General features: G+C 68.7%; 11 protein-coding genes and 1 pseudogene. 5 read left to right on the top strand and 7 right to left on the bottom strand.

Annotated elements, in window-relative coordinates; translation table 11 throughout:
- Nucleotides 1-130: 130 nt before the first annotated feature.
- Nucleotides 131-1,555 (top strand): sugar porter family MFS transporter, encoded by a 1,425-nt coding sequence (locus G6O54_RS33970; RefSeq protein WP_165234382.1) that lies wholly within the window; start codon nucleotides 131-133, stop codon nucleotides 1,553-1,555.
- A gap of 21 nt (nucleotides 1,556-1,576) precedes the next feature.
- On the opposite strand, the gene G6O54_RS33975 is transcribed toward G6O54_RS33970, so the two are convergent.
- Nucleotides 1,577-4,552, bottom strand: a complete 2,976-nt coding sequence (locus G6O54_RS33975; RefSeq protein ID WP_165234385.1) for a sigma-70 family RNA polymerase sigma factor — start codon at nucleotides 4,550-4,552, stop codon at nucleotides 1,577-1,579.
- A 436-nt stretch (nucleotides 4,553-4,988) separates the two neighbouring features.
- Between G6O54_RS33975 and G6O54_RS33980 the strand changes: the two genes are divergently transcribed.
- Together G6O54_RS33980 and G6O54_RS33985 are read left to right on the top strand one after the other, a co-directional pair.
- The gene (locus G6O54_RS33980; protein WP_165234388.1) at nucleotides 4,989-5,726 is read left to right on the top strand and encodes a DUF434 domain-containing protein; all 738 of its coding nucleotides are present in this window, start codon (nucleotides 4,989-4,991) and stop codon (nucleotides 5,724-5,726) included.
- Between the two features lie 122 nt (nucleotides 5,727-5,848).
- Nucleotides 5,849-6,943: an alpha/beta hydrolase gene (locus tag G6O54_RS33985; RefSeq protein WP_165234391.1), complete on the top strand. Its 1,095-nt coding sequence runs from the start codon at nucleotides 5,849-5,851 to the stop codon at nucleotides 6,941-6,943.
- A 523-nt stretch (nucleotides 6,944-7,466) separates the two neighbouring features.
- Here the strand turns inward: G6O54_RS33985 and G6O54_RS33990 are convergent.
- The 3 genes from G6O54_RS33990 to G6O54_RS34000 all read right to left on the bottom strand — a co-directional run bounded on the left by G6O54_RS33990 (nucleotide 7,467) and on the right by G6O54_RS34000 (nucleotide 12,942).
- Nucleotides 7,467-8,906: a HEAT repeat domain-containing protein gene (locus G6O54_RS33990; protein ID WP_165234393.1), complete on the bottom strand. Its 1,440-nt coding sequence runs from the start codon at nucleotides 8,904-8,906 to the stop codon at nucleotides 7,467-7,469.
- Nucleotides 8,907-9,081: 175 nt separating this feature from the next.
- Nucleotides 9,082-11,064: a polymorphic toxin-type HINT domain-containing protein gene (locus G6O54_RS33995; protein WP_165234396.1), complete on the bottom strand. Its 1,983-nt coding sequence runs from the start codon at nucleotides 11,062-11,064 to the stop codon at nucleotides 9,082-9,084.
- Nucleotides 11,065-11,331: 267 nt separating this feature from the next.
- Nucleotides 11,332-12,942 carry an arylsulfotransferase family protein gene (locus G6O54_RS34000; protein ID WP_165234399.1) on the bottom strand — a complete coding sequence of 537 codons (1,611 nt, stop codon included), beginning with the start codon at nucleotides 12,940-12,942 and terminating at the stop codon, nucleotides 11,332-11,334.
- Between the two features lie 486 nt (nucleotides 12,943-13,428).
- Between G6O54_RS34000 and G6O54_RS34005 the strand changes: the two genes are divergently transcribed.
- Both G6O54_RS34005 and G6O54_RS34010 read left to right on the top strand, forming a co-directional pair.
- Nucleotides 13,429-14,409: an ATP-binding protein gene (locus G6O54_RS34005; RefSeq protein WP_165234402.1), complete on the top strand. Its 981-nt coding sequence runs from the start codon at nucleotides 13,429-13,431 to the stop codon at nucleotides 14,407-14,409.
- 14 nt (nucleotides 14,410-14,423) lie between these two features.
- Entirely contained in the window at nucleotides 14,424-17,084 is a 2,661-nt protein-coding gene (locus G6O54_RS34010; RefSeq protein ID WP_165234405.1) for a S8 family peptidase, read from the top strand.
- A 182-nt stretch (nucleotides 17,085-17,266) separates the two neighbouring features.
- Here the strand turns inward: G6O54_RS34010 and G6O54_RS34015 are convergent, their stop codons facing one another.
- The 3 genes and pseudogenes from G6O54_RS34015 to G6O54_RS34025 form a co-directional block, all read right to left on the bottom strand.
- Entirely contained in the window at nucleotides 17,267-18,442 is a 1,176-nt protein-coding gene (locus tag G6O54_RS34015; protein WP_165234408.1) for a hypothetical protein, read from the bottom strand.
- A gap of 482 nt (nucleotides 18,443-18,924) precedes the next feature.
- Nucleotides 18,925-19,476: a hypothetical protein gene (locus G6O54_RS34020; RefSeq protein WP_205679123.1), complete on the bottom strand. Its 552-nt coding sequence runs from the start codon at nucleotides 19,474-19,476 to the stop codon at nucleotides 18,925-18,927.
- A 185-nt stretch (nucleotides 19,477-19,661) separates the two neighbouring features.
- Nucleotides 19,662-20,116 (bottom strand): annotated as a pseudogene (locus G6O54_RS34025) (hypothetical protein); the annotation flags it as partial.

Genomic DNA, 20,116 nt, shown 5'->3' on the forward strand with positions numbered 1-20,116 from the left:
CCCGAGGAGAGCGGATCCCGACCCGGGAGGGCGAGGCTCCTGCCGAGCCCGGCGCCGGCCGGCGATTGCGTCCAGGCCTGGTTCCGACCACACTCACCGATCTCTCCACGACCTCGAGGAGCACTCGAACATGAGCCGATCCACCGCCGATCCCACCGCGTCGAGCCCGGATGCCGGCTTCCTCTGGCGGATCTGCCTGATCGCCGCGATGGGGGGGCTGCTCTTCGGCTATGACTGGGTCGTGATCGGCGGGGCCAAGCCGTTCTACGAGGCCCATTTCGGCATCGGCGGGGCGCCGTTCCTCCAGGGGCTCTGCATGAGCAGCGCCTTGCTCGGGTGCCTGGTCGGTGCGGCGGTCGCGGGGGTCGTCAGCGACCGGTTCGGCCGCCGCGGCCCGCTGATCGCGGCGGGGATCCTGTTCACGGCCACGGGGGTCGGCACGGCGCTGGCCTGGGACCTGACCTCGTTCAACCTGGCGCGGTGGATCGGCGGCGTGGGCATCGGCCTGGCGTCGAACGTGTCGCCGATGTACATCGCCGAGGTCTCGCCGGCCGGGGCGCGAGGCCGATTCGTCTCGATCAACCAGCTCACGATCGTGATCGGCATCCTCGCGGCCCAGGTCGTGAACCTCCTGATCGCGGCCCCCGTGCCGGCGGGGACCGCCGACGCGGCCCTCGCCGCGTCGTGGAACGGGCAGCTCGGCTGGCGCTGGATGTTCGCGGCCGAGGCCGTCCCCTCGGTCCTCTTCCTGGCCCTCATGTTCGCGGTCCCGGAGAGCCCCCGCTGGCTCGTGACGGCCGGGCAACTCGAGCGGGCGAGGCAGGTCCTGGCGAGGGTCGGCGGGCCGGCCTACGCCGAGGCGGAACTCGCCGACATCCGCTCCACGATCTCGCGCGACGAGATCGGTCGGATGCGGCTCCGCGACCTGAACGAGCCGGGCCTGCGGCGGGTGCTCGTCCTGGGCGTGGCGCTCGCGGTCTTCCAGCAGTGGTGCGGGATCAACGTGATCTTCAACTACGCCCAGGAGGTCTTCAAGGCGGCCGGCTACGAGGTCGGCGAGATGCTCATCAGCATCGTGATCACCGGCGTGGTGAACCTGGTCTTCACGTTCGTCGCGATCGCGACGGTCGATCGCTGGGGCCGCCGCCCCCTGATGCTCTTCGGCGCGGGGAGCCTGGCGGCGATCTACGGCCTGCTCGGCGCCGGGTATCTCGTCGGCAGCCGCGGCCCGCACATGCTCGCGCTGGTGGTCGCCGCGATCGCCTGCTACGCGATGTCGCTGGCGCCGGTGACCTGGGTCGTCATCGCCGAGATCTTCCCCAACCGGATCCGGGGCGCCGCGATGAGCGTCGCGGTGTTCGCCCTCTGGCTGGCGTGCTCCGTGCTGACGTTCACCTTCCCGTTCCTGAACACCCACCTCGGCCCCCACGGCACCTTCTGGCTCTACGGGGCGATCTGCGCGGCCGGCTTCGCCTTCATGGCCCGACAGCTCCCCGAGACGAAAGGCAAGACCCTCGAGGAGATCGAACGGCAGCTCGGCGTCGACCGGGGGTGAGCCGCGCGTTGCGGGAGGGCCCTATCGCACGATCATCTTGGGGGGCGCGATGGGCTGTCCTGGACGGGCAGGGGCCCGGACGACGAACTCTCCCAGGTCCTTCACCTCTCCGGGCTCGACCTCGAAATACTGGATGACGTCCAGCGAGGGGATGTCGCCCGCGCCGCTCACGAGCGCCTGGTACTTCGCGCCGGGGACGATCCCCTCGACGCGGAACCGGCCGTCGGCATCGGCCTTGATCCGGGGCATCTGGTGCCTCTTGCGGAGGAAGTTCCCGTCGACGGCCTGGGCGAGGTTCGCGTTATCGGCCTGGTGGGGATCGAAGGCGTCGGGCAGGCAGAGCAGGGTGAACGAGCCGCCGGGCCGGCCGTCCCCATCGACGATCCGGCCGACGATCGTGCCCCAGGGCACGAGCCGGACGACGACCGGCGACGGCCCGGGCTCGTCCGGATTCAGCTCGACCGAGCCGATCAGCTTGCGGCCATCGTGGAGGATCGTCGCGCGGCGGCTCCTCGCGAGCTCGAACGGCACGAGCTCGAACGCGGGCGAGTCCTGCTCCGGGCTCGATTCGCTCCCATCGGGCCCCCAGATCCTCGCGCCCGAGACCGGCCGGCCCTGCTCATCGACGGCCTCGATCCGGAAGGCCCGGCGGGAGTTCGCGCTCACCCGGAGATCCAGCTCGGGGACCGGACCATTCGGAACCAGGTCCACGCGGGCCATGGCATCGCAATCCCCGTGATTCTCCGGGACCGTCGCCGGGATCGTCGCCGCCTTGTGCTGGGCGACGTGGCGACCGTCATTGGCGGAGTAGAGGACGAGCCCGGGCCCCGGCAGCACCACGACCTCGAATCGGCCGTCCGGGTCGATCTCGCCGGTATTCGGGCCCCACTCCCCGAACCCGGGGTATTCGCCCAGGTGGGGATTCTCGCGGAGCGCGAGCGCCCAGACAGCCCCCTTCATCGGCCGATCTGTCCCCTTCTCGATCACGCGGCCCCGGACGAAATACCCTCGCCGCAGACTGATGTCGAAGCGAATCGGCCCCTTCGCCTTCGCCTTCGCTTTCGCCGCATCGGCATCCGCCGTCACCTTGAGCCGGGCGTTCACGTACGGCTGGCCCGGCCCGGGGCGGATCGTCAGGAGGTAGGCATCGACCTCGGCCAGGCCGTCCAGGCGATAGCGGCCCTGGGCATCGCTCGTCGATTCGGCAAGCCCACCGTAGCCTGGCTTCTCGATCGCCACGCCCATGAAGCTCATCCCGGCGATCGGACGGCCGGTTTCGGCGTCGCGGATGGTCCCCTCGATGGGCCGGCTCGGGCCGACCGCGTGCTCGAACCGCCGGCCGTGGACGACGGGACCGGGCTCCCCCTGCATCGCATGATCCTTGATGCGAATATCGGGCTCGTCGCGGCCGATCGCCGAGACCGACGTCGTGGCCAGCCCAGGCCCGGACACCTTCAGCGTGACGATCCGCTCGCGGCCAATCCCCGCGATCCGGAATCGGCCGTCGGCGTCGGTCGCGGCGGGGACGAAGCCGGCGGCGGGGAGCCCGATCGGCTGCAACCTCGGGTCGCCGCCGTAGATCATGTGGGGCATGTCGCCCTTGCCCGGCTCGGGGGAGCGGATGTCCCGGAGCCACGGACCCAGGTCGCCCGTCTCGACGGGGTCGAGTGTCCCATTCGCGCCGTACCAGAGCGACTCAACCTTCACCGCCGCCCCGGCGATCGGCCGGCCCGCGCGGTCGACGATCCGGCCCTCGATGGGCGGGCCGTCCCGGACCAGGCGGATGTCGGGCGAGCCGGGCGCGCCGGGCCGGACCTCCGCGCGGACCCATCCGGGCCCGAAGCCCGGGGCCGTCGCCGCGAGCTGGAGTGGCGCCGCGGCCCCGGTCTCGCGACGATCACGGGGCCACGGGGCCTTGACCACGAATCGCCCGTCGGCCCCGGTCCGCGCGGCAAGGGTCTCCCGGGAAAACAGGTAGTTCCAGGACGCATGCACGACGGCCGCCGCCAGGGGTTTGCCGTCGGGATCGACCACGCGGCCCTTGACCTCGATCGGCCCGTCGTGCGGCACCACCGGGGGGACATCGGCCGGAGCCTCCCGCGGGGCAGGGGGGGCGACGGCGACGGCAACGGCAGCCACCGGCGGCCCCGGCGCTTGGCCCGGTTGCAAGGCCGCCGCCCAGGCCGTGGCCACCAGGCCGAGCGCGCAGGCCGTCGCGAGCGCCAGCCTCGCCGCCGGTCCGGCCGCCGCCGGCTCGAGGCCCCTCGTCGCCGCCCGGACGGCCGCGTCCCGCCAGCCTTGCAGGAGGGCGAGCTCCGCCTCGCGGGGCCGGAGGGCGAGCGCCGCCAGGGTCGCCTCGCCGCTCGCCGGCGCCAGCCCGCGACGCATCAGCCGGGCCCTCAGCCGTTCCCGCCCCTTCGCCAGCCGTCGCCGCAGGGTCCGCTCGCTGGTCCGCAGGGCGGCCGCGGCCTCCGGCTGCGAGACGCCCCGGAGCTCGCAGAGCACCAGCGCGGAGCGGATCGATTCCGGCAGCCGCGCAAGCTCCTCGTGCACCGCGGGGGTGACCTCATCCGACTCGGCCGGCGAGCCGTATGCGGTCGCCGCCATGGCCGCCTTCCGCTCCTGCGCGTGGCGCCTCGCCGCGGCGGCGTTCGCCTGGATCGCCACCCGGTAGGCCACCCGATGCAGCCAGCCGCCGACGTCGGGGCGGCTGACGCCCGCGAACGAGCGGGCCTTCTTCACCAGGATCAGGAACGAGGCCTGGAACGCGTCCTCGGCGTCGCTCGCGTTCCGCACCACGCCCCGGCAGACCCGCATCACCATCGGCCCGTGCCGCGCGACGATCGCCGCGAACGCCTCCTCGTCGCGATCGGCCAGGAACCGTTCCAGCAGCGCATCGTCCCCCAGCCCGGTCAGCACGCCCCGGGAGAGGAGCCGGCCCATCGCCGCCGTCCCCGCCCCGGTCCCCCTCGTGCCTCGGATCGCCTCGATGGTCATCGGCCGATGCCCTCCCTCTCCCTGCCCACGGGCCCCGCGATCGGGACGGATCGCGGTCCGCCCATCATCAGGTAGGGGCGAGCGGATTGCGAGCGGCCAACTTTTTCCCGGTGCCGATTCGAGCGGACGTCCGGGAAAGGCCGGGGGAATGGAGTCCCCGGCCCCGCGACTCCTCTGGTAGACTCCACATCAAGGGCTCGGGAGGCCTGCGGATCGACGGCAGGGCGGTCTTCAGGACGGCGGCGGGGGGATCGCACCGCGCCGATGGAGGAGATGACCGACATCCCGAGGCGCCTCCGCTCCCGGCACATCCCATCGCGGATCAGCCCGGCCCGGCGCATCCGCTCGGGCGGGCGCGATGGGGATCGCCCGTGGGGCGATCGCGGACCCGCCCTTGAACCCGGATGCCCGGCCAACCTCCCGTGAAGCACAACCATTGCCCGATACCCGCAAGCACCGTGGCGCCGGCCCCCGGGACCATGAATGGTTCGGCCCGGAGGCTCGTCCGTACCTGATCGCCGCCACGTCCGACCTGTCATGGCTCCTGACGCGGGGATACGCCGAACCCTCATCCCTGAAGCTGGTGGGCGACCGCTACCGGCTGGTGGAGAGGCAGCGTGTGGCCGTCCTTCGGTCCGCGTGCTCCGACCAGTCCCTCGCCCGTCGCCATGCCAACCGCATCGTCGCGCCGAGGGGCCCCCTTCGAATCGACGGCTTCAACCTGATCCTGACGCTGGAGTCCGCCCTCGGAGGGGGGATCGTGCTCGGCGGCCGGGACGGGTGCTTCCGCGACCTCGCGAGCGTCCACGGCACCTACCGGCGGGTGGAGGAGACGCAGGCCGCCCTGGACCTCGCCGGGAGATTCCTGACCGAATGGGGCATCGGGGCCTGCACCTGGTATCTCGACGCGCCCGTGTCGAATAGCGGCCGCCTCGCCGCGATGATCCGGGCCATGGGCTGGGAAGCCGCGATCGTGCCGGACCCGGATTCCATCCTGTCTCAACCCGGCGCCCCGATCACCACGGCCGATTCCGGCATCCTCGACCGCTGCGGGCCCTGGCTCAACCTGGCCCGCCTGCTCGTCGACCAGGTCCCGGGGGCCTTCGTCGTCGATCTCGGGTCGCTTCAGCCTTACCACCAGGGGGGCCCGGCGCCTGGCGGAGGGGAGGGCTGAGGCATGGGCTTCCTCCCCGGCATGGTGCCGGGCGATCCGAAATCGGGTAAATAGGATGCACCGCGGCCCTCCATCGGCGCCGGCACGGGTTCACACCACGAACAGAATCATTGGATGTTATTATGTCCAAATCGATGATGATGCTACTGGTTGCCGTCGCGGCATGCTCCGGCGTGTCGGCCCAGCCGCCGACGCGGAAGTTCGACGACCCGGGTGCGCCGCCGTTCACGGTGTTGAAGGAGGGCGAGGACCCCCCGCTCGATGCCTACGACAACTTCGTCATCGGGCCGAACTACGTGCCGGCGCCGGAGCGTAAGAAGGTCGAAGGCGTCCCCGAGGGGAAGGTGGTGCAGCTCGCCATCGACTCGAAGGAGACGAAGCTCTTCAATCCCGGCATCGCCCGCGACGCGTTCGGGAAGGTGGATCCGAGCAACCCGAAGACGCTGATCGTCGAGACGCACCCCATCGACTACACGCGGAAGATCGGCGTCTACATCCCCGCCGGGTACAGGCCAGGGTCCGAGGCGCCGTTCATGGTCGTGCACGACGGCCCCGGCCAGGCGAGCGGCTACCGGACGATCCTCGACAACCTGATCCACCAGAAGCGGATTCCGCCGATCGTCGTCATCGCCGTCGGCAACGGCGGCGGCGACGCCCAGGGGCACGAGCGCGGCAAGGAATACGACCGCATGAACGGCGACTATGCCGAGTACATCGAGGCCGAGGTGCTGCCGCGGGTGGAGGCGCACTGCGGGGTGAAGCTGACGAAGGACCCGGACGGCCGGGCGGCGATGGGGAACAGCTCCGGCGGCTCGGCGGCGCTCATCATGGCCTGGTTCCGCAACGACCTGTACCACCGAGTGCTGACGACCTCGGGCACGTTCGTGAACCAGGCGTGGCCCTTCGACCCGAAGTACCCGGACGGGGCCTGGGGCTTCCACGAGACGCTCATCCCCAACGGCCCGAGGAAGCCCATCCGGCTGTTCCTCTCCGTCGGCGATGCGGACCTGCTCAACCCCAACGTGATGCGGGACGGGATGCACGACTGGGTCCAGGCCAACCACCGGATGGCGAAGGCGCTGAAGGCCAAGGGCTATGAATATCAATACCTCTTCTGCCGAGGGGCCCGGCACAGCGTCAGCAACGCCCAGCAGCAGTTCCTCCCGCACGCCATCGAGTGGGTGTGGAAGGGGTATGCTCCCCGGACGGGCCGGTAGCCGTCCCGGCCGGCCCCGTTCCGGCCGCGCTCCCATCCGAGCCGGAAGCGTCAGCGACGGTCTTCCCCGGAAATCCCCAATCCGCCGCGGCCTCGTCTCGACTCGTCGCGATCGTTCTCACTTTCGCATTGGCCTGGGGAACCGTCGCTGACGCTTCCGGCTCGGACGGACGGGCTCGCGACCTGTCGGGTCGGGCGAGACGTGTCACTTCTTCCCGTGGCGGCAGCCGCGGCCAGGATGCCGCGGCCGCGCGAATCCCGGCACGATCGCATCGAGTCGTCCGGCCTCACCTCCGGCCGAAACCGGGAGGAAGTTCGCCACGCTGGTGAATGGGGAAGTCCGGGCCTATCATTCCGAGGAAGTGACAGGCATCAAGGATTCCTGGGACTGCGCGATCGTCAGGTGACCGGGAGACGGGCCATTCCGCGTCCCGCGCCCGCCGAAGGACGGGCCATTCCGCGTCCCGCGGGAGGCTCCCCGCGACCGCCCACGACCCTGGCCCTCATCCTCCGTCAGCGTCGGCTCACTCGCGCCGGCCCTTCTCGCCTTCGGACCGGGGATAGAGGACGCGTCGGATCTCGGTCCGACTGCCATCGGGCGGGACCTGCCGGAGCTCCGGGACGCGCCCTTCCACGTCCGGGCCGAGGCTGCGAAGGGCCCGGGCGAAGACCTTCTTCTGGGACGGGGTGGCCATCGGCCAGGCATCCTTCAGGGCCGTGATGAGGCGGTCCGCGTCGGGCGTGCCGCGGACGATCTCGGCGAGGGCCTCGGCGCAGGTCTCGCGGAGATGATCGGAGGTCACCGGGGTCTTCTCGAACGTCGTCAGCAGCACGGGCACGGCCGCGGCGGCCTGGTGACCCAGGATGCCCAGGGAGAAGGCCGCCTCGCCCTGCACCTGCTCGTGCCGGTGTTGCCGCCCCATCATGGTCCCCGGGCCGCCGGACGACGACGACGGAGGCGAACCGTCCGGTCCGGAGGTCGGCTCCGACTCGCGCCGGAGTAGCTCGCAAAGGATCTCCACGGCCCCGGGCGGAGGGGGCGGGTCCTGCCAGATTTCCCCGACGGCGCCCGCCGCGAAGGCGATGATGCGGTCATCTTCCCAGGGCAGGGGTGAATCGAGCTTCTTGCGGAGCAACGCCAGGATGGCGGGCAACGCGGGGGTGGCGTCGCGTCCCATGTGGTTGATGGCGATCGTGCAGCAGAAACAGACCCTGGGATCCTCGCTCGACAGGCCGTCGATCAGGAGCGGCAAGACCGAGGGTTCCAGGCGGACGTTCGAGAAGATCCGTTCATATTCGCGGGCGACCCCAGGCCCCTCGGTGGGGAGCCGTCGGAGCGCGACCGGAACGATCCGCTCGGGACCGCTCCGGAACCGGATCAGGGCGCCGGCCGCGGCGGCACGGACCTGTCCTTCCTGGTCGTCGAGGCACGCGACCAGTTCGGGAGGAGGGACGTCCAGCCCTCCGGTCTTCGCCACCGTCCCGAGGGCCTTCGCGACCTCGGTGCGGACGGCCAGCGACGGCTCGCCGAGCAGGGGCGCGAGCACCACTGCGGCCCTGGGACACAGCGCCACGATCCGGGCCGCGGGTGGTTTGCGAGGCACGAGCGGCGTCCACACGTGGCGGGAGATCAACTCGCAGAAGCCCAGGGCCGCGGCCTGCCGGATCGGCCCCGAGGGGTCCTCCGTCGCCTCAACGATCCCGGGGAAGATCGCCTCGAAATCGTCCGGTCCGGTGATCTCGCCGTAGAGCGAGAGGAGGGTCTGCGTTCGATGGTCCGCGTCGCCCTCCTTCATCTGTCGGGCGAGCTCTCGCATCCGCGTGCCGGCGTCCCGGGGACGGCCTCCCCGATGGAAGTCCATCCAGGTCAGTGACCCCACGACCGAGAGCGCCGCGACCCCGAGGACGGCTTTCACCAGGTTGTTGCGGAAGGGGACCTGCCTGAGAGGAGGGAGATCCCTCATCGGCCTCTCCATGAATGGCGGTGGCTCGCCTCGATTCGAGCGGAGGATCCCACGGGGCAACAGCGTAATGGCGCGGTGCCCTTCATGGAAGACGAGAGAGTCCCCCGTCTGCGCACCGAATAGGTCAGTTGGCTCGAGCCTCTGATCTCCGCTCCGCTCAACGGGAAGCTCTCCTTCAGCGGGCCGCCACGGCCTGCGGGAGGGCATCGAACGGGGCCAGGGCGGGGCGGACGAGGCTGTAGTCGTAGACGAGGTGGCCCGCCTTGCCGACGAAGAAGTCGTGGTTCTCGGCCACCTCGAGGTTGAACACCGGGGTGATCGGGCCGGGCTCGATCGCCGACACCCGGCTCGTGCCGCCGAGGGTGCGGACGATGTCGCCGGGCCTCAGGTCGCGGGCCATCGTCCAGCCCGCCCCCGGCTTCCAGAAGCGATGGATGCCCGTGGCCACCACCGTCTCGTCGCCGAGCTTCAGGCCGAGCGTCGTCGTGGGGGCGTTCCGGTGGACGGCGGTCACCGCCCGATAGGAAATCCGCCCCGTGCGGACGTCCTGCGAGAGGACCTCGTCGCCGACCTGGAGCGACTCGATCGCGGCCGGCCCCCGGTCGGTGTGGACGGTTGTGCCGGCGACGAAACAGGCCGAATGCGTGATGTTGAAGAGGTTCAACTCTCCCGGGGCTTCGACATAGTCGCGATGCACCCGCGGCGCCTGGACGGAGACGGTCTCCGAGTAGGTGGGCTTTTGCGCGGGCGTGCTCGACTCATGGACGGCGCCGAGCTGGTCGAACCACCATCGCTTCCACGCGTCGCGGTCCTCGCCGAAGTCCTGGCCGGTGGACAGCTTCAGGATCGGCAGGACGCGGTCGTTCAGGTCCCGGATCTGCCGGTTCGCCGATTCCAGGCCGGCCACGTCCTGGGCCATCTTCCCCCTCGCCTCCGCGGCGGTCCGGTGGATCACGGCCCAGCGGTCGGCGATCTCGAGATCCAGGTCCAGCGCCCTCTGATAAAGCCCGTTCCCCCCGCCGCGCCGGAACCATCCGCCGAGCGAGCCCATGGCCGCCTCGGACTGGGGGTCCATCCCGCCGAGGAAGGGAGTCTCCGCGGTGAAGAGGCGAGCGGGCATCCTCGAGAGCTCCTCACCCGGATCGACGTTGTAGGTCCGCCGGACGTTGAACGCCTCCCCTTCCACGAGGATCTCGCCGGCGGAGGCCACGGAGGCCTCCGAACCGACCTTGACCCGGAACGGCCGATGGACGAGATCGAGCAGCAGCCCGACGAATTCGCGAGGATCGCGGCGGGAGAGGATCTGGGAGGCCCGCCCGCGGACCTCGGGGAAGTCGCTCGAGACCGCCAGCAGCGCCAGCGCGGTCGAGGCCGCCGGTCCCTGGACCTGGGCCAGGATGTCGGCCGCCCGCAACTGGGAGCCGGCATCCTTGCGGACGAAGACCTCGCAAATCGTCGGCACGGCGCGGGGATCCTCGACGGCGGCCAGGCGTTCCTCGGCGAGCCGTCGCCGGGCGGCGTCCTTGCCCGCCAGGGCCTCCCGGTCGTCCTCGAGCTTCGGGCGCCAGGCCTTATCGGCCTGCGACTGGGCCTCGGCCTCGGCCCTCGCGGCGGCGAGGTCGGCGGGGAGAGCCCACCGCTTGCCGTGCTTCTCATACCCCAGCTTCTTCCAGGCCGCCGCGCGGTCGGGGGCGAGCTGGACCACCTGGCGGTAATGGACGGACGCCTGGTCGGGAAGCCCATTCTGCTCGCACCACCGCGCCAGCTCCTGCTGGGAATCGGCCGTCGGCCGGGCCCGGGCACGCCGGGCGAGATACTCCTGCCGGACCCTTCGCGTCGCCGGGTCGGCCTCCTCGGCGGCGCGAATGTCCTCGGGCCGCTTCCACTTCCCTCGAGCCTCGACCAGCCCCAGGAGCCCCCGCGCCACCTCGTGATCGGGCCTGTAGAGCACGGCGAGGGAGAGACTCCTGAGCCGCTCCGCGGTCAGCCCGCGCCGCTCGCACCAGAGCGCGAGCCCGACCAGGGCATCCGGGTCGTGACCGGCCCGGGCCCTCGCCTCCTGATACGCGTCGGCCACGCTCGACGACGAAGACGGCGCCGTGGCCTGGGACGGAGCCTGGGCCAGGAGGCAGAGGCTAATCCAGCATGCGACGATCATGGCCATCCTCTCGAGTGGGAGATGCGGACCGGCTCCGCCGGACGGTCATTCGATGGGGCGATGGAGGATGAAACACCGCCGGTTCGATCTGGTATCGAGAACGCGCGAAGATTCGGGAAACGGGGGCACGACGGCATCCATTGATGCCAATCATCGATGCGTCACCCACGCCCGGGGCCGACGCCCGGGCCACGGCTCACCTGGCGGCCCGGCGGCGCCCGCCCCTCCAAGCGACGTCTGCCACGCGTTGATGTTCCGCCCGCCCCATCATCCCGCCCGCACCACGGTCGAGGTGCCCAGGACCGCCCCGCTGGCGTCGAGGGCGCGGACCGCGTAGAAGGGGCCGGAGGTGGCCGCGGAGAACGTGGTCTCGAAGCCGGTGCGCACGGCGCCCGCGACCGGCACCAGCGACCGCCGCGAGGCGCCGGCGAGGAGCTGCCAGGAGGCCGTCTCGGTGGAGCCGTTCCACGAGGCCCCCACGGTCACCACGCCGTTGGCGGCGGCGATCGCCAGCGAGGGCTTGGTGAGCGGCAGGCCGACCCACGGCTGGGTGAACGCCCGGTAGGAGATGTTGTTGCCCGCCAGGGAGTAATCCGCCACGGCCGAGCCGTCGGGGGCATACTCGGTGTAATACGAGCTCAGGCCGGGCGTGCCGTCGGAGACCGACCCCCAGCCGACGAACGTGTTGCCGTTCGCCAGCACCTGGAAGTTCCCCTGGCTGTTCGAGACCAGCGCCGGGCTGTGGACATAGGGCGCGGCCGCGGCGGTCGCCGTGCGGGCCGGGACGTTCAGGTTCAGGATCAGGCCCCGCGCGGGGCCGTACGGGCCTCGATACGGCGCCACCCCGAGGCCGGCGTTGTCATAAAGGCTGATCCCCCCGGGCGTGAACCGCGCGTCGTGCTGGAACTGGAAGGCCGAGTTGAACGGGCCGGTGACCAGGTTGGCCGGCAGGTTGAACTGGTTCCGCTTGCCGCCGAGCTGCCAGAGGATCTGCCCCGTCTTGCGGCTGATGTCGGTGATCGCCCAGGTGTTCCGCGTCGAGACCAGGAGCTGGGAGCCGTCGGCGCTGACGTCGATCGAATTGACGTGGTAGGGGTCCCACTTCTGGTCCGCGGTCGTGGGGGCCGGGACCAGGGAATCGCCCAGCGGGACGTGCTGGGCCATGTTCCACGAGAAGATCCGCTGGCCGGTCCGGAGGTTGACCTCCTGGAGGATCGGGTTCACGAACGACCCGTTCTTCGGCCCGCCATAGGCGGTCAGGTCCGCCTTCACGATCTTGGTGGTGAAGAAGTAGGCGGTGCCCCGCGGGGTGATGATCATCTCGTGCAGGTCCGTCGACGAGCCCCCCGGCGGCTTGACCGACGCGATCGGCCGATAGTGCTGATCGTAGATGACGAAATGGCCCCCCACCGACATGCCGGCGGGCGACTTGCTCGGGGTGATCCCGGCGATCTGCCCCTGCCACCAGACCAGCACCGGCTTGCCGCGCAGGGTCTGGGTCTGGAAGTCGAGCACCTGCACGCTGTTGTTGCTCGACATCGGCTTGAACCAGATCGGGTTCCCGGCCCGATCCACGATCAGCGGCCCCGTCTGCCCGACCAGCAGGCTCGGGTCCGGCGACTGATCGTAGGGCGCGACGAAGACCGGCGTGCGCGACGCACCCGCCGCGAGCCTGAGCACGTTCACCTTCATCGGATGGAGCCCCGGCGCGCTCGCGAAGCTCCAGACGCCGCTCCCCGTGCTCAGGACCTCGCGGCTCTCGAGGATCTCCAGACGCCGTGGCGCAGACCGTCGCTTTCGAAGGCTCGCCCCGCGCCGCGACCCCGTGAAGACCCCCCGGAACGCCCGAATCAGCCGGTCGGCGGCGCAGGATGTCATGCGCAAACCCTCATCGCGAAGAGGACGAACCCGCCGGACAACCGTGAGAGGTCCGTGGGAGAGAAGCGGGAGAACCGCCCGCGAGACGCAGGGTTCAGTCTAACATCCGTAAAAATAGGAAATTTAGGTAGACAAGGAAATCGATTTCGGTGATGGGGGCGCCGATCCGCGACCCGCCGGGCGATGGTGAGAGGGGGTCTTAAAGAGGTGCAAGGCACGTGATACCGCTCAGCGACGAAGGGCTGACAGCCGATATTCTTCGACATCCCCCCAAGCACAGCATAAATGCGATAATCTCTAGCAGATGGGGCCCTTGAGAGACATAAGCAGAATAGCCGTTTCGCCTATGGCTCACTGGGCGAGGGCCAGGAAATGGACTAAAACACACTATGCCATCTCGCTAGTCCCTGGCACATAGTCCAATGCTCAAGTTCGACGAATTCGACTACGCCCAAAGGCAACGAATCGGCTCCCAAGGGCTCGACCATGAATGCGGACATTCTCAAGAGGCTGGTGCGAGCTATTGGCGAGGGAGCCCACGAGGACCTCGAATTACTCGCCAAAAAAGTCATCCAGGTAGAGCGAGACACAGGGCACCAAAAGCTAGCTGGCGAGTTGGACAGAATCTTCGCTCGTGCTCGCTCGCAGGGGGCCTCTAGCACACCGCCAACTCTCCGCGAACTCCCGAGTAGCCGTCGCAATCGTGAGTTGCTCGTCTCGGTTACGCCACGGGACCAGCTCGAGCACTTCATGGTCCTCCCTCCCGAAGTGGAGGAGCGATTCGCCAGGGTCGAGCGAGAATACGCGGCTCGGGAACGCCTCTCCGCCTACGGCCTGAGACCCAGGAAGCGAGTCCTTCTTCATGGCCCCCCGGGATGCGGCAAGTCGCTCGGAGCCAAGAGGCTGGCCTGGAACACAACGCTGCCTCTTATGAAGGTAAAGTTTGATGCTTTGCTCTCGTCTTACTTTGGGGAGTCGGCGTCGAATCTCCGAACGGTATTCGAGGCTGCGAAGGAGCGTCCGTGTGTTCTCCTCCTTGACGAGTGCGATTTCATCGCTCGTTCGAGGAGTACGGACCGCGACGTAGGCGAAGCCGCACGCGTGGTCAATGCGCTCCTCCAATTTCTCGACGAGTACGATGCACCTGGTATCCTGGTGGCGACGACGAACGTCGAGGAGTCCTTGGACGAGGCCATCTTCCGTCGCTTCGATGACGTGTTCAAAGTCCCTTTGCCCGGCGACCGGGAGATAGAGCAGCTCTTCCGGACAACGCTCTCGGCGGTGAAGATCTCCGGGCAAATCGATTGGGCGACCGTCATCGGTTCGTTGAAGGGGTTGTCTGCCGCTTACACGGTGAAGGCAGCCCAGGACGCAGCGAAGGCCGCTGTCCTGGTCGGGCGGAAGACCGTCGAAGAAGAGGACGTACGACTGGCTATCGACGAGATCCGTCGCGGTAAGTCTCTCTAACCCTGAAATGGCCGATGCCGCCCATCAACAACCCCTTCCCGCACCTGGCCCTCGTCCTGCGCTACGACGGGGCCGCTCGGTTCCATCAGCAGAGGAGGAAGCCCAACGCCAAGACCACAGCGGCCCAGGAAGATAGGGCGACACACGGAGAAAGGCTTGGCATTGCTGCGACGAACGTATCCTCGGCGTGGAAGCTACGCGTCGCTGACCGGGAGGAGGAGGATCTTCCAACCCTCCCGAAGAACGTCCCGCTCTTGCTCGAAATCGACACCATGCTCGATCTGGACGAACTTCGGAAGCGGTTCGGCTTCGAGGTCGTCTCGGAGGAAGAGGATGGTTTCGTCATCGTCGCGAGCGAGGACCTCGACCTCAACGCTTTCAACAGGCAATTGGTCGATTTTGTCGGCAAGGTCACCGGCTCTGGTTCGGTCGCTCGCGTCCACAGCCTGGTCGAAGACAACGACCAGTCCAAGCGGCTGGCCCGTATTCTCTCGGAGCATCTCCGGGAGCAATGGCCCGAGCTCGACCACGAAGGCGATTACGTGGTCGACCTTGGGGTTTCATCTTCCGGTGACATTCAGATCCCACCGCCACCAAGCCCTCGGAATCGTGGTCGCAGGGAATCGGATAAGGCCTGGGCCAGGCGGCAAGGCGAATATGCGGAACTGTTCAGAGATTGGACCGCTGCCCGCAACGATGCGTACCAGGCATGGGAAGAGCTTTCTGCACGGAGGCACGACGAGATTCGCTCATTCGTCGATGCCTACGGCGGTGAAGTCCTCGACCAGTTTGAAGCCTATTCTGAGGCGGCTCTGCCCGAAGAGTTCACGCTTCGGATTCGCATCAAAGGCAAAGGGCTTCGGGACCTCGTCCTCAACTATCCGTTCCTCTTTGAAGTCGTCGAACCGGACGACGTCGCTTTGCCCCAAGCTTTCCGCGCGGCCCTCGAAAGGTCGAAGGAACAGATCACCATCGTACCGCCTCCCGAAGATGCTCCGGCGGTGTGCATCATCGACAGCGGCATTCAGGAAGGACATTACCTCCTCCACGCAGCGATCGATGTGGGCCATTCCCGTTGCTTTCTCCCGGGAATGTCGCCGACTGACGTTGCCGATTACTTTCCGCCGAGCGGGCATGGGACACGCGTTGCCGGAGCTGTCCTTTTCGGCGAGTCAATTCCGCGTTCGGGCTCCTACGACGCATCATGGTGGATTCAGAATGCCCGAGTGCTGGATGCTAACTGCTCGATGCCCGACCGGCTCTTTCCGCCCACCCTGCTGAATGCCATCATCTTGCACTTCCACAAGGACGGTCGTCGGGCCAGGATTTTCAACCACTCCATAACCGCAGGTGCCCCGTGCCGGACGCGTCACATGTCCGCGTGGGCCGCTGAGATTGATCACCTCTCATGTACTCATGATGTCCTATTCGTCGTTAGCTCCGGCAATCTTCTCCCTTCGAACACGACGACGAACCCCGGCATCCTGGAGCATTTGGTTGCTGAGCGAACGTATCCGGCCTACCTCAGCGAGCCGTCGAGTCGCATCGCGAATCCTGCCCAGAGCCTGCAGGCCCTAACCGTCGGCTCCGTTGGCTATCGCGAATTCGAAGACCCGGATTGGTCGTCCTGTGCTCGAGGGGAAGGGCATCCTTCCGCCTTCTCACGAAGCGGCTTGGGTATCTGGAACACCATCAAGCCGGAGGTCGTAGAGTTCGGGGGCGATAATCTGGTCTCCCGCACGAATCCTCCGATCGTCGATACCCCGCCGTGCGGCCGCGAGTGTTACCCGGAACTGGTTCGCTCAACGCTGACCGCCATAGGACCTGCTTACGACCGCGACCAGGTCGGAACCTCATATGCGGCTCCCAAGGTCGCCAGGATCGCCGCTCGCCTGCAAGAGATCCTGCCCAAAGAACCGTACCTCCTTTACCGTGCTCTCATCGTCCAATCCGCCCGATGGCCCGGGTGGACAAACGGGACCACGCCGCTCGAACGCGGCCATATCGTTCGCTGGATTGGCTACGGCTTGCCCGACATGGAGCGGGCGACGACCAACACCGAGCATCGGACGACACTCATCTCGAGCGGCGACAGGGGAATAAAGGCGAAGAACTGCCACATCTACCAGGTTCCGATCCCGCGCGAATTGCGACGGCCAGGTGAAGAGTTCGACGTCCTCATTGAGGTCACATTGACCTACGCGGCCCAGCCACGCCGTACACGTAGAAACCGACGCCATTACTTCTCTACCTGGGTTGACTGGAAGAGCAGCAACAGGGGCGAAGACGTTTCGACGTTCCGTGATCGAGCCTTGAAGACCGACGAGGAAGGAGAGGCCGAGGGCGACTCATTCAGGTGGTCCATCGGCATCAGCCCGACACACGGCAACGTTCGCGGGGTTTCCAGGAGTTCCGGGGCGACTCAGAAGGACTGGGTCTTCATCAAATCCAATGCCTTGACTGAAGACTTCTGCATCGCAGTGATCGGCCATCAGGGATGGAGCAAGGACCCCGACTCGACGGCTCGATATGCTCTCGCGGTGAGCATTGAGGTCGTAGGCCGTGAGATCCCCATTTACTCGCGGATTCGTGATCGAGTCGCTGACCTGCAAGCCGAGGTCGAGGCAGAAGCCCAAATCCAAGCCGAGACCGAGGTGGAAGTCCTGGCCGACTGACTGGCCTCTCCGAAGTTGGCACGTTACCCGCACCCGCGGCGCTTCCACATCGGATGACGCAACGCGACTTCGCCGCCGAGGAAGCCTGGTATGGCAGGTATCTTCGCTCAGGGACGGTCCCCTCGCACCGGCGGGCAACGATAAGCTCCCCAGAGCCTTGCATCACCTCGGCGACGCCCCCCTCAGGGCTCGTCGCCCGGGGTGTTCTGGCAGACGGGCTCGAGGCTGATGTCGTCGATCCACATCTCGCCGACGTCAGTCTCGCTGATGATCCGGAAGCCGAGGGCGGCGGTGGTGGCCTCGCCGTCGGTCCGGACGATCTTCTCCACCTTGGTCCAGCGGCCGATGGTCTCCAGCGGCTGCTCGAAGCCGCCGGAGGAGAGGACGCGCCAGGAGGTGGGCGTGTCCTTGTACTGGTCGAAGCGGACGCGGCATTCCCCCTCGGTGCCGGCCGCGACGAGATACCAGAAGCGGAGCCGCATCCGGGTGCCGTACCGCACCGGGCGGTCGGGCAGTCGGTAATACTTGTGGCCCGGGACGTGGGCCTCCAGGTGCAGGCTGTCCGGCGCCGAGACGTAATGCCGGGTGTCGCGACGGTCCGCGGGGGCCTCCGTCCAGGTGGACCTCGGCTGCGCCAGGTAGTGCTCGCGGTCCAGCGGCACCTCGTCGTGCAGGAAGGCGCCGCCGAGGGCCAGGTCCACCGACCGCACGCCGAGCAGCGGGTCGTATTCGCCGTAGATGACATGCTGATGTTCGATCCGGACCTTGACGTTCACCCGGGAGCCCGGGTTGAGGTTCAGCACGGTGGGGGCGTCCGGGTCCGGGGGAGCGCCGTCGTCGGTCCAGGCGGAGAGCACGACCCGCTCGCGGCAGCGGCGGGCCTCCTCGGCCGAGGCGATCACGTCGCCGGTCGCGGAGCCCGTGGCCGTCCCCCCGGCCATCACCCGCGAGGGCCGGGGCGTGGCGTGGCCGGGCACCCGGGAATTCGAGACCGAGCCGTCCACGACCACCTTCGTCTCCATCGGGGCCCGGACCGCGACGGACTCGCCCTCGTAGCGGAGCTCGTACTGGACCACCCACGCCCCCTGATCCTGGGAGACCTTGCGGCGGACGAGCCGGAGCAGCCGGTCCTGGTCCTCCCCGAATCCCGGCCCCCGGGCCTTGCCGAGGCCGTCGTCGTCGTCGGCCAGGGCGTCCGGGTCGTCGCCGGGCTGCGGGCCCTCCTCCACGTTCATGCCCATGCCCATGCCCATGCCCATGCCCATGTCCGGGGGGCCGCCGCGCCCCGGGGGCGCCGGGAGGATCGCCAGGGATGCGAGGCAGAGGCACAAGGGTACGTAGCTACGCATATGAGTCATGGTCACCCATCCCTATCCGTAGGTCGCGGTTCCGTGCCATTCCGTTGGCTGCGCGTGGTCTTGTCTGGGTGCCCCGGCGCGACGCGGCACGTCCCGGCGCGAGGGGTCGGCACGCGGGGCCGGGCCGCGCGGAGACGGGCGGCCGAGGCGGGCGAGGCGACCAGACGCGAAGGGGAGCCAGCCGGTCGGGGCGATGAGGCCGGGCCGTTACGTCAGGGTCGCGGCCCGCGGAGCGTTCCGGTTTTCGACGCGACGTCTCGTCAGGCATCCCGGGGGGTGCCGGGTGAGGGGGCGGCGAGCTCGGCTCGATTCAGCTCGGGCCTCGCCGCCTGGCACCCTCCGCCCGGACGAACCCGGGCGGTCGGAGCGGGATCATGGCGGAGACGTCAGGCACTGATGCAACTGCCGGGCCAGATCGGCCGGGCTTGCCCGTCGAGGATGACGGAAGGCGACGCCATGAAGCCCGCGGGCCTCGCGTCGATTCAATCATCGTCCTCGTCGAGCTCGATGTCCGCCTCGCCCTCCCCCTCGTCGTCGGTGTCGAAGGACGTCGCGGGGATCGAGGCGCAGCGCTCCAGGAATCGGGTGAGGAAGCGGTCAAGGAACACGGAGACGGCGATCTGGGTGGAGGGGTTGTCCATCCCCCAGATGCTGGCGCGGGGTTCGGACAGGTCGGGATCCATCTGGATGAAGTAGCGCTCGTTGTACGCCAGGGAGATGGGGACCTCCTCGAGCCAGCGATGCGAGAGGGCGTTGACGCCGGGGCCGCCCAGGGAGATCGTCGGCAGGCCCTGGAGGAATTCGTCGTGGATCCATCGGAAATCGGCGACCACCCGGACCTGGTAGTCGGAGAGGTCCAGGTCCGGTCCATGGCCGTGCTTGGCGCCGGGGCCGGGCGACGGGGAGACGCCGGAGGCCATGGCCTCCTCCAGCCGCCGCTTCAGGTAGTAGCCCAGGGGCCGGTCCATCTCCTCGGCGCGCAGGGTGCTTCCGGTGACGATCAGGAGCAGCCTCAGCGGCGACATCTTGGCCATTTCGGGGCCCTTCCCGACGATCGAGAGGATGGACGCAGGTCCGCGACGGATCCGCCGCGAGGTCGTGACGAGCGGGTCGAACCGCCTCGTCGCTCATGGACATTCATTATAGGGCGATCCCGGTTCGACAATAACCTCCTTTCCCATGGAGACATCCGGACGAAGCCGCGGGCCCGGCCCCGCGGTCAGGGCGACGCCGGCGCCGGCCGCGTCGCCCGCCAGAGCGTGATCCGCCGGACCGCCGCCTGGGCGGCCTGGAACTCGTCGTCTCCCTCGGCCTCGAACCGCTGCGAGACCGCCTGCTTGCCCGCCAGCGGAATTAAGCACGAAAAAGTCACCCGGCCCCCGGGAATCCCCTCGATGGTGTACCGGGATACCCCCAGGTCCTGCATCCGTTGGCGAAGCGCCGCCCAACCTGTCGGCAACTTGCCCAGACTTCCAGCAACGGCATGCGTGCCGTCGCCGCCGGGGGTGGGGGCGGGCGCGGAGGCGGGTGAGGCGGCCGGGGGAGCGGTCGAGGGTTTCGGGTCGAACGACGGCGACGGCGCGACCTCGAGGGGGATCGCCTCGGCGGCGGTCCTGGGTGCGGACGAGGAGGGGGGGGAGATCGCCGCGAGGAGGGCCGGGCCGATCGAGGGAT

It is taken from the genome of Aquisphaera insulae (assembly GCF_011064615.1).
GTDB lineage: Bacteria > Planctomycetota > Planctomycetia > Isosphaerales > Isosphaeraceae > Aquisphaera > Aquisphaera insulae.

Coding starts and splice junctions, on each gene's coding strand:
- G6O54_RS33995 (WP_165234396.1), bottom strand. CDS start 11,064: ATGATCGTCGCATGCTGGATTAGCCTCTGCCTCCTGGCCCAGGCTCCG.
- G6O54_RS34000 (WP_165234399.1), bottom strand. CDS start 12,942: ATGACATCCTGCGCCGCCGACCGGCTGATTCGGGCGTTCCGGGGGGTC.
- G6O54_RS34015 (WP_165234408.1), bottom strand. CDS start 18,442: ATGACTCATATGCGTAGCTACGTACCCTTGTGCCTCTGCCTCGCATCC.
- G6O54_RS33985 (WP_165234391.1), top strand. CDS start 5,849: ATGTCCAAATCGATGATGATGCTACTGGTTGCCGTCGCGGCATGCTCC.
- G6O54_RS34010 (WP_165234405.1), top strand. CDS start 14,424: ATGCCGCCCATCAACAACCCCTTCCCGCACCTGGCCCTCGTCCTGCGC.
- G6O54_RS34005 (WP_165234402.1), top strand. CDS start 13,429: ATGAATGCGGACATTCTCAAGAGGCTGGTGCGAGCTATTGGCGAGGGA.
- G6O54_RS34020 (WP_205679123.1), bottom strand. CDS start 19,476: ATGGCCAAGATGTCGCCGCTGAGGCTGCTCCTGATCGTCACCGGAAGC.
- G6O54_RS33975 (WP_165234385.1), bottom strand. CDS start 4,552: ATGACCATCGAGGCGATCCGAGGCACGAGGGGGACCGGGGCGGGGACG.
- G6O54_RS33970 (WP_165234382.1), top strand. CDS start 131: ATGAGCCGATCCACCGCCGATCCCACCGCGTCGAGCCCGGATGCCGGC.
- G6O54_RS33990 (WP_165234393.1), bottom strand. CDS start 8,906: ATGAGGGATCTCCCTCCTCTCAGGCAGGTCCCCTTCCGCAACAACCTG.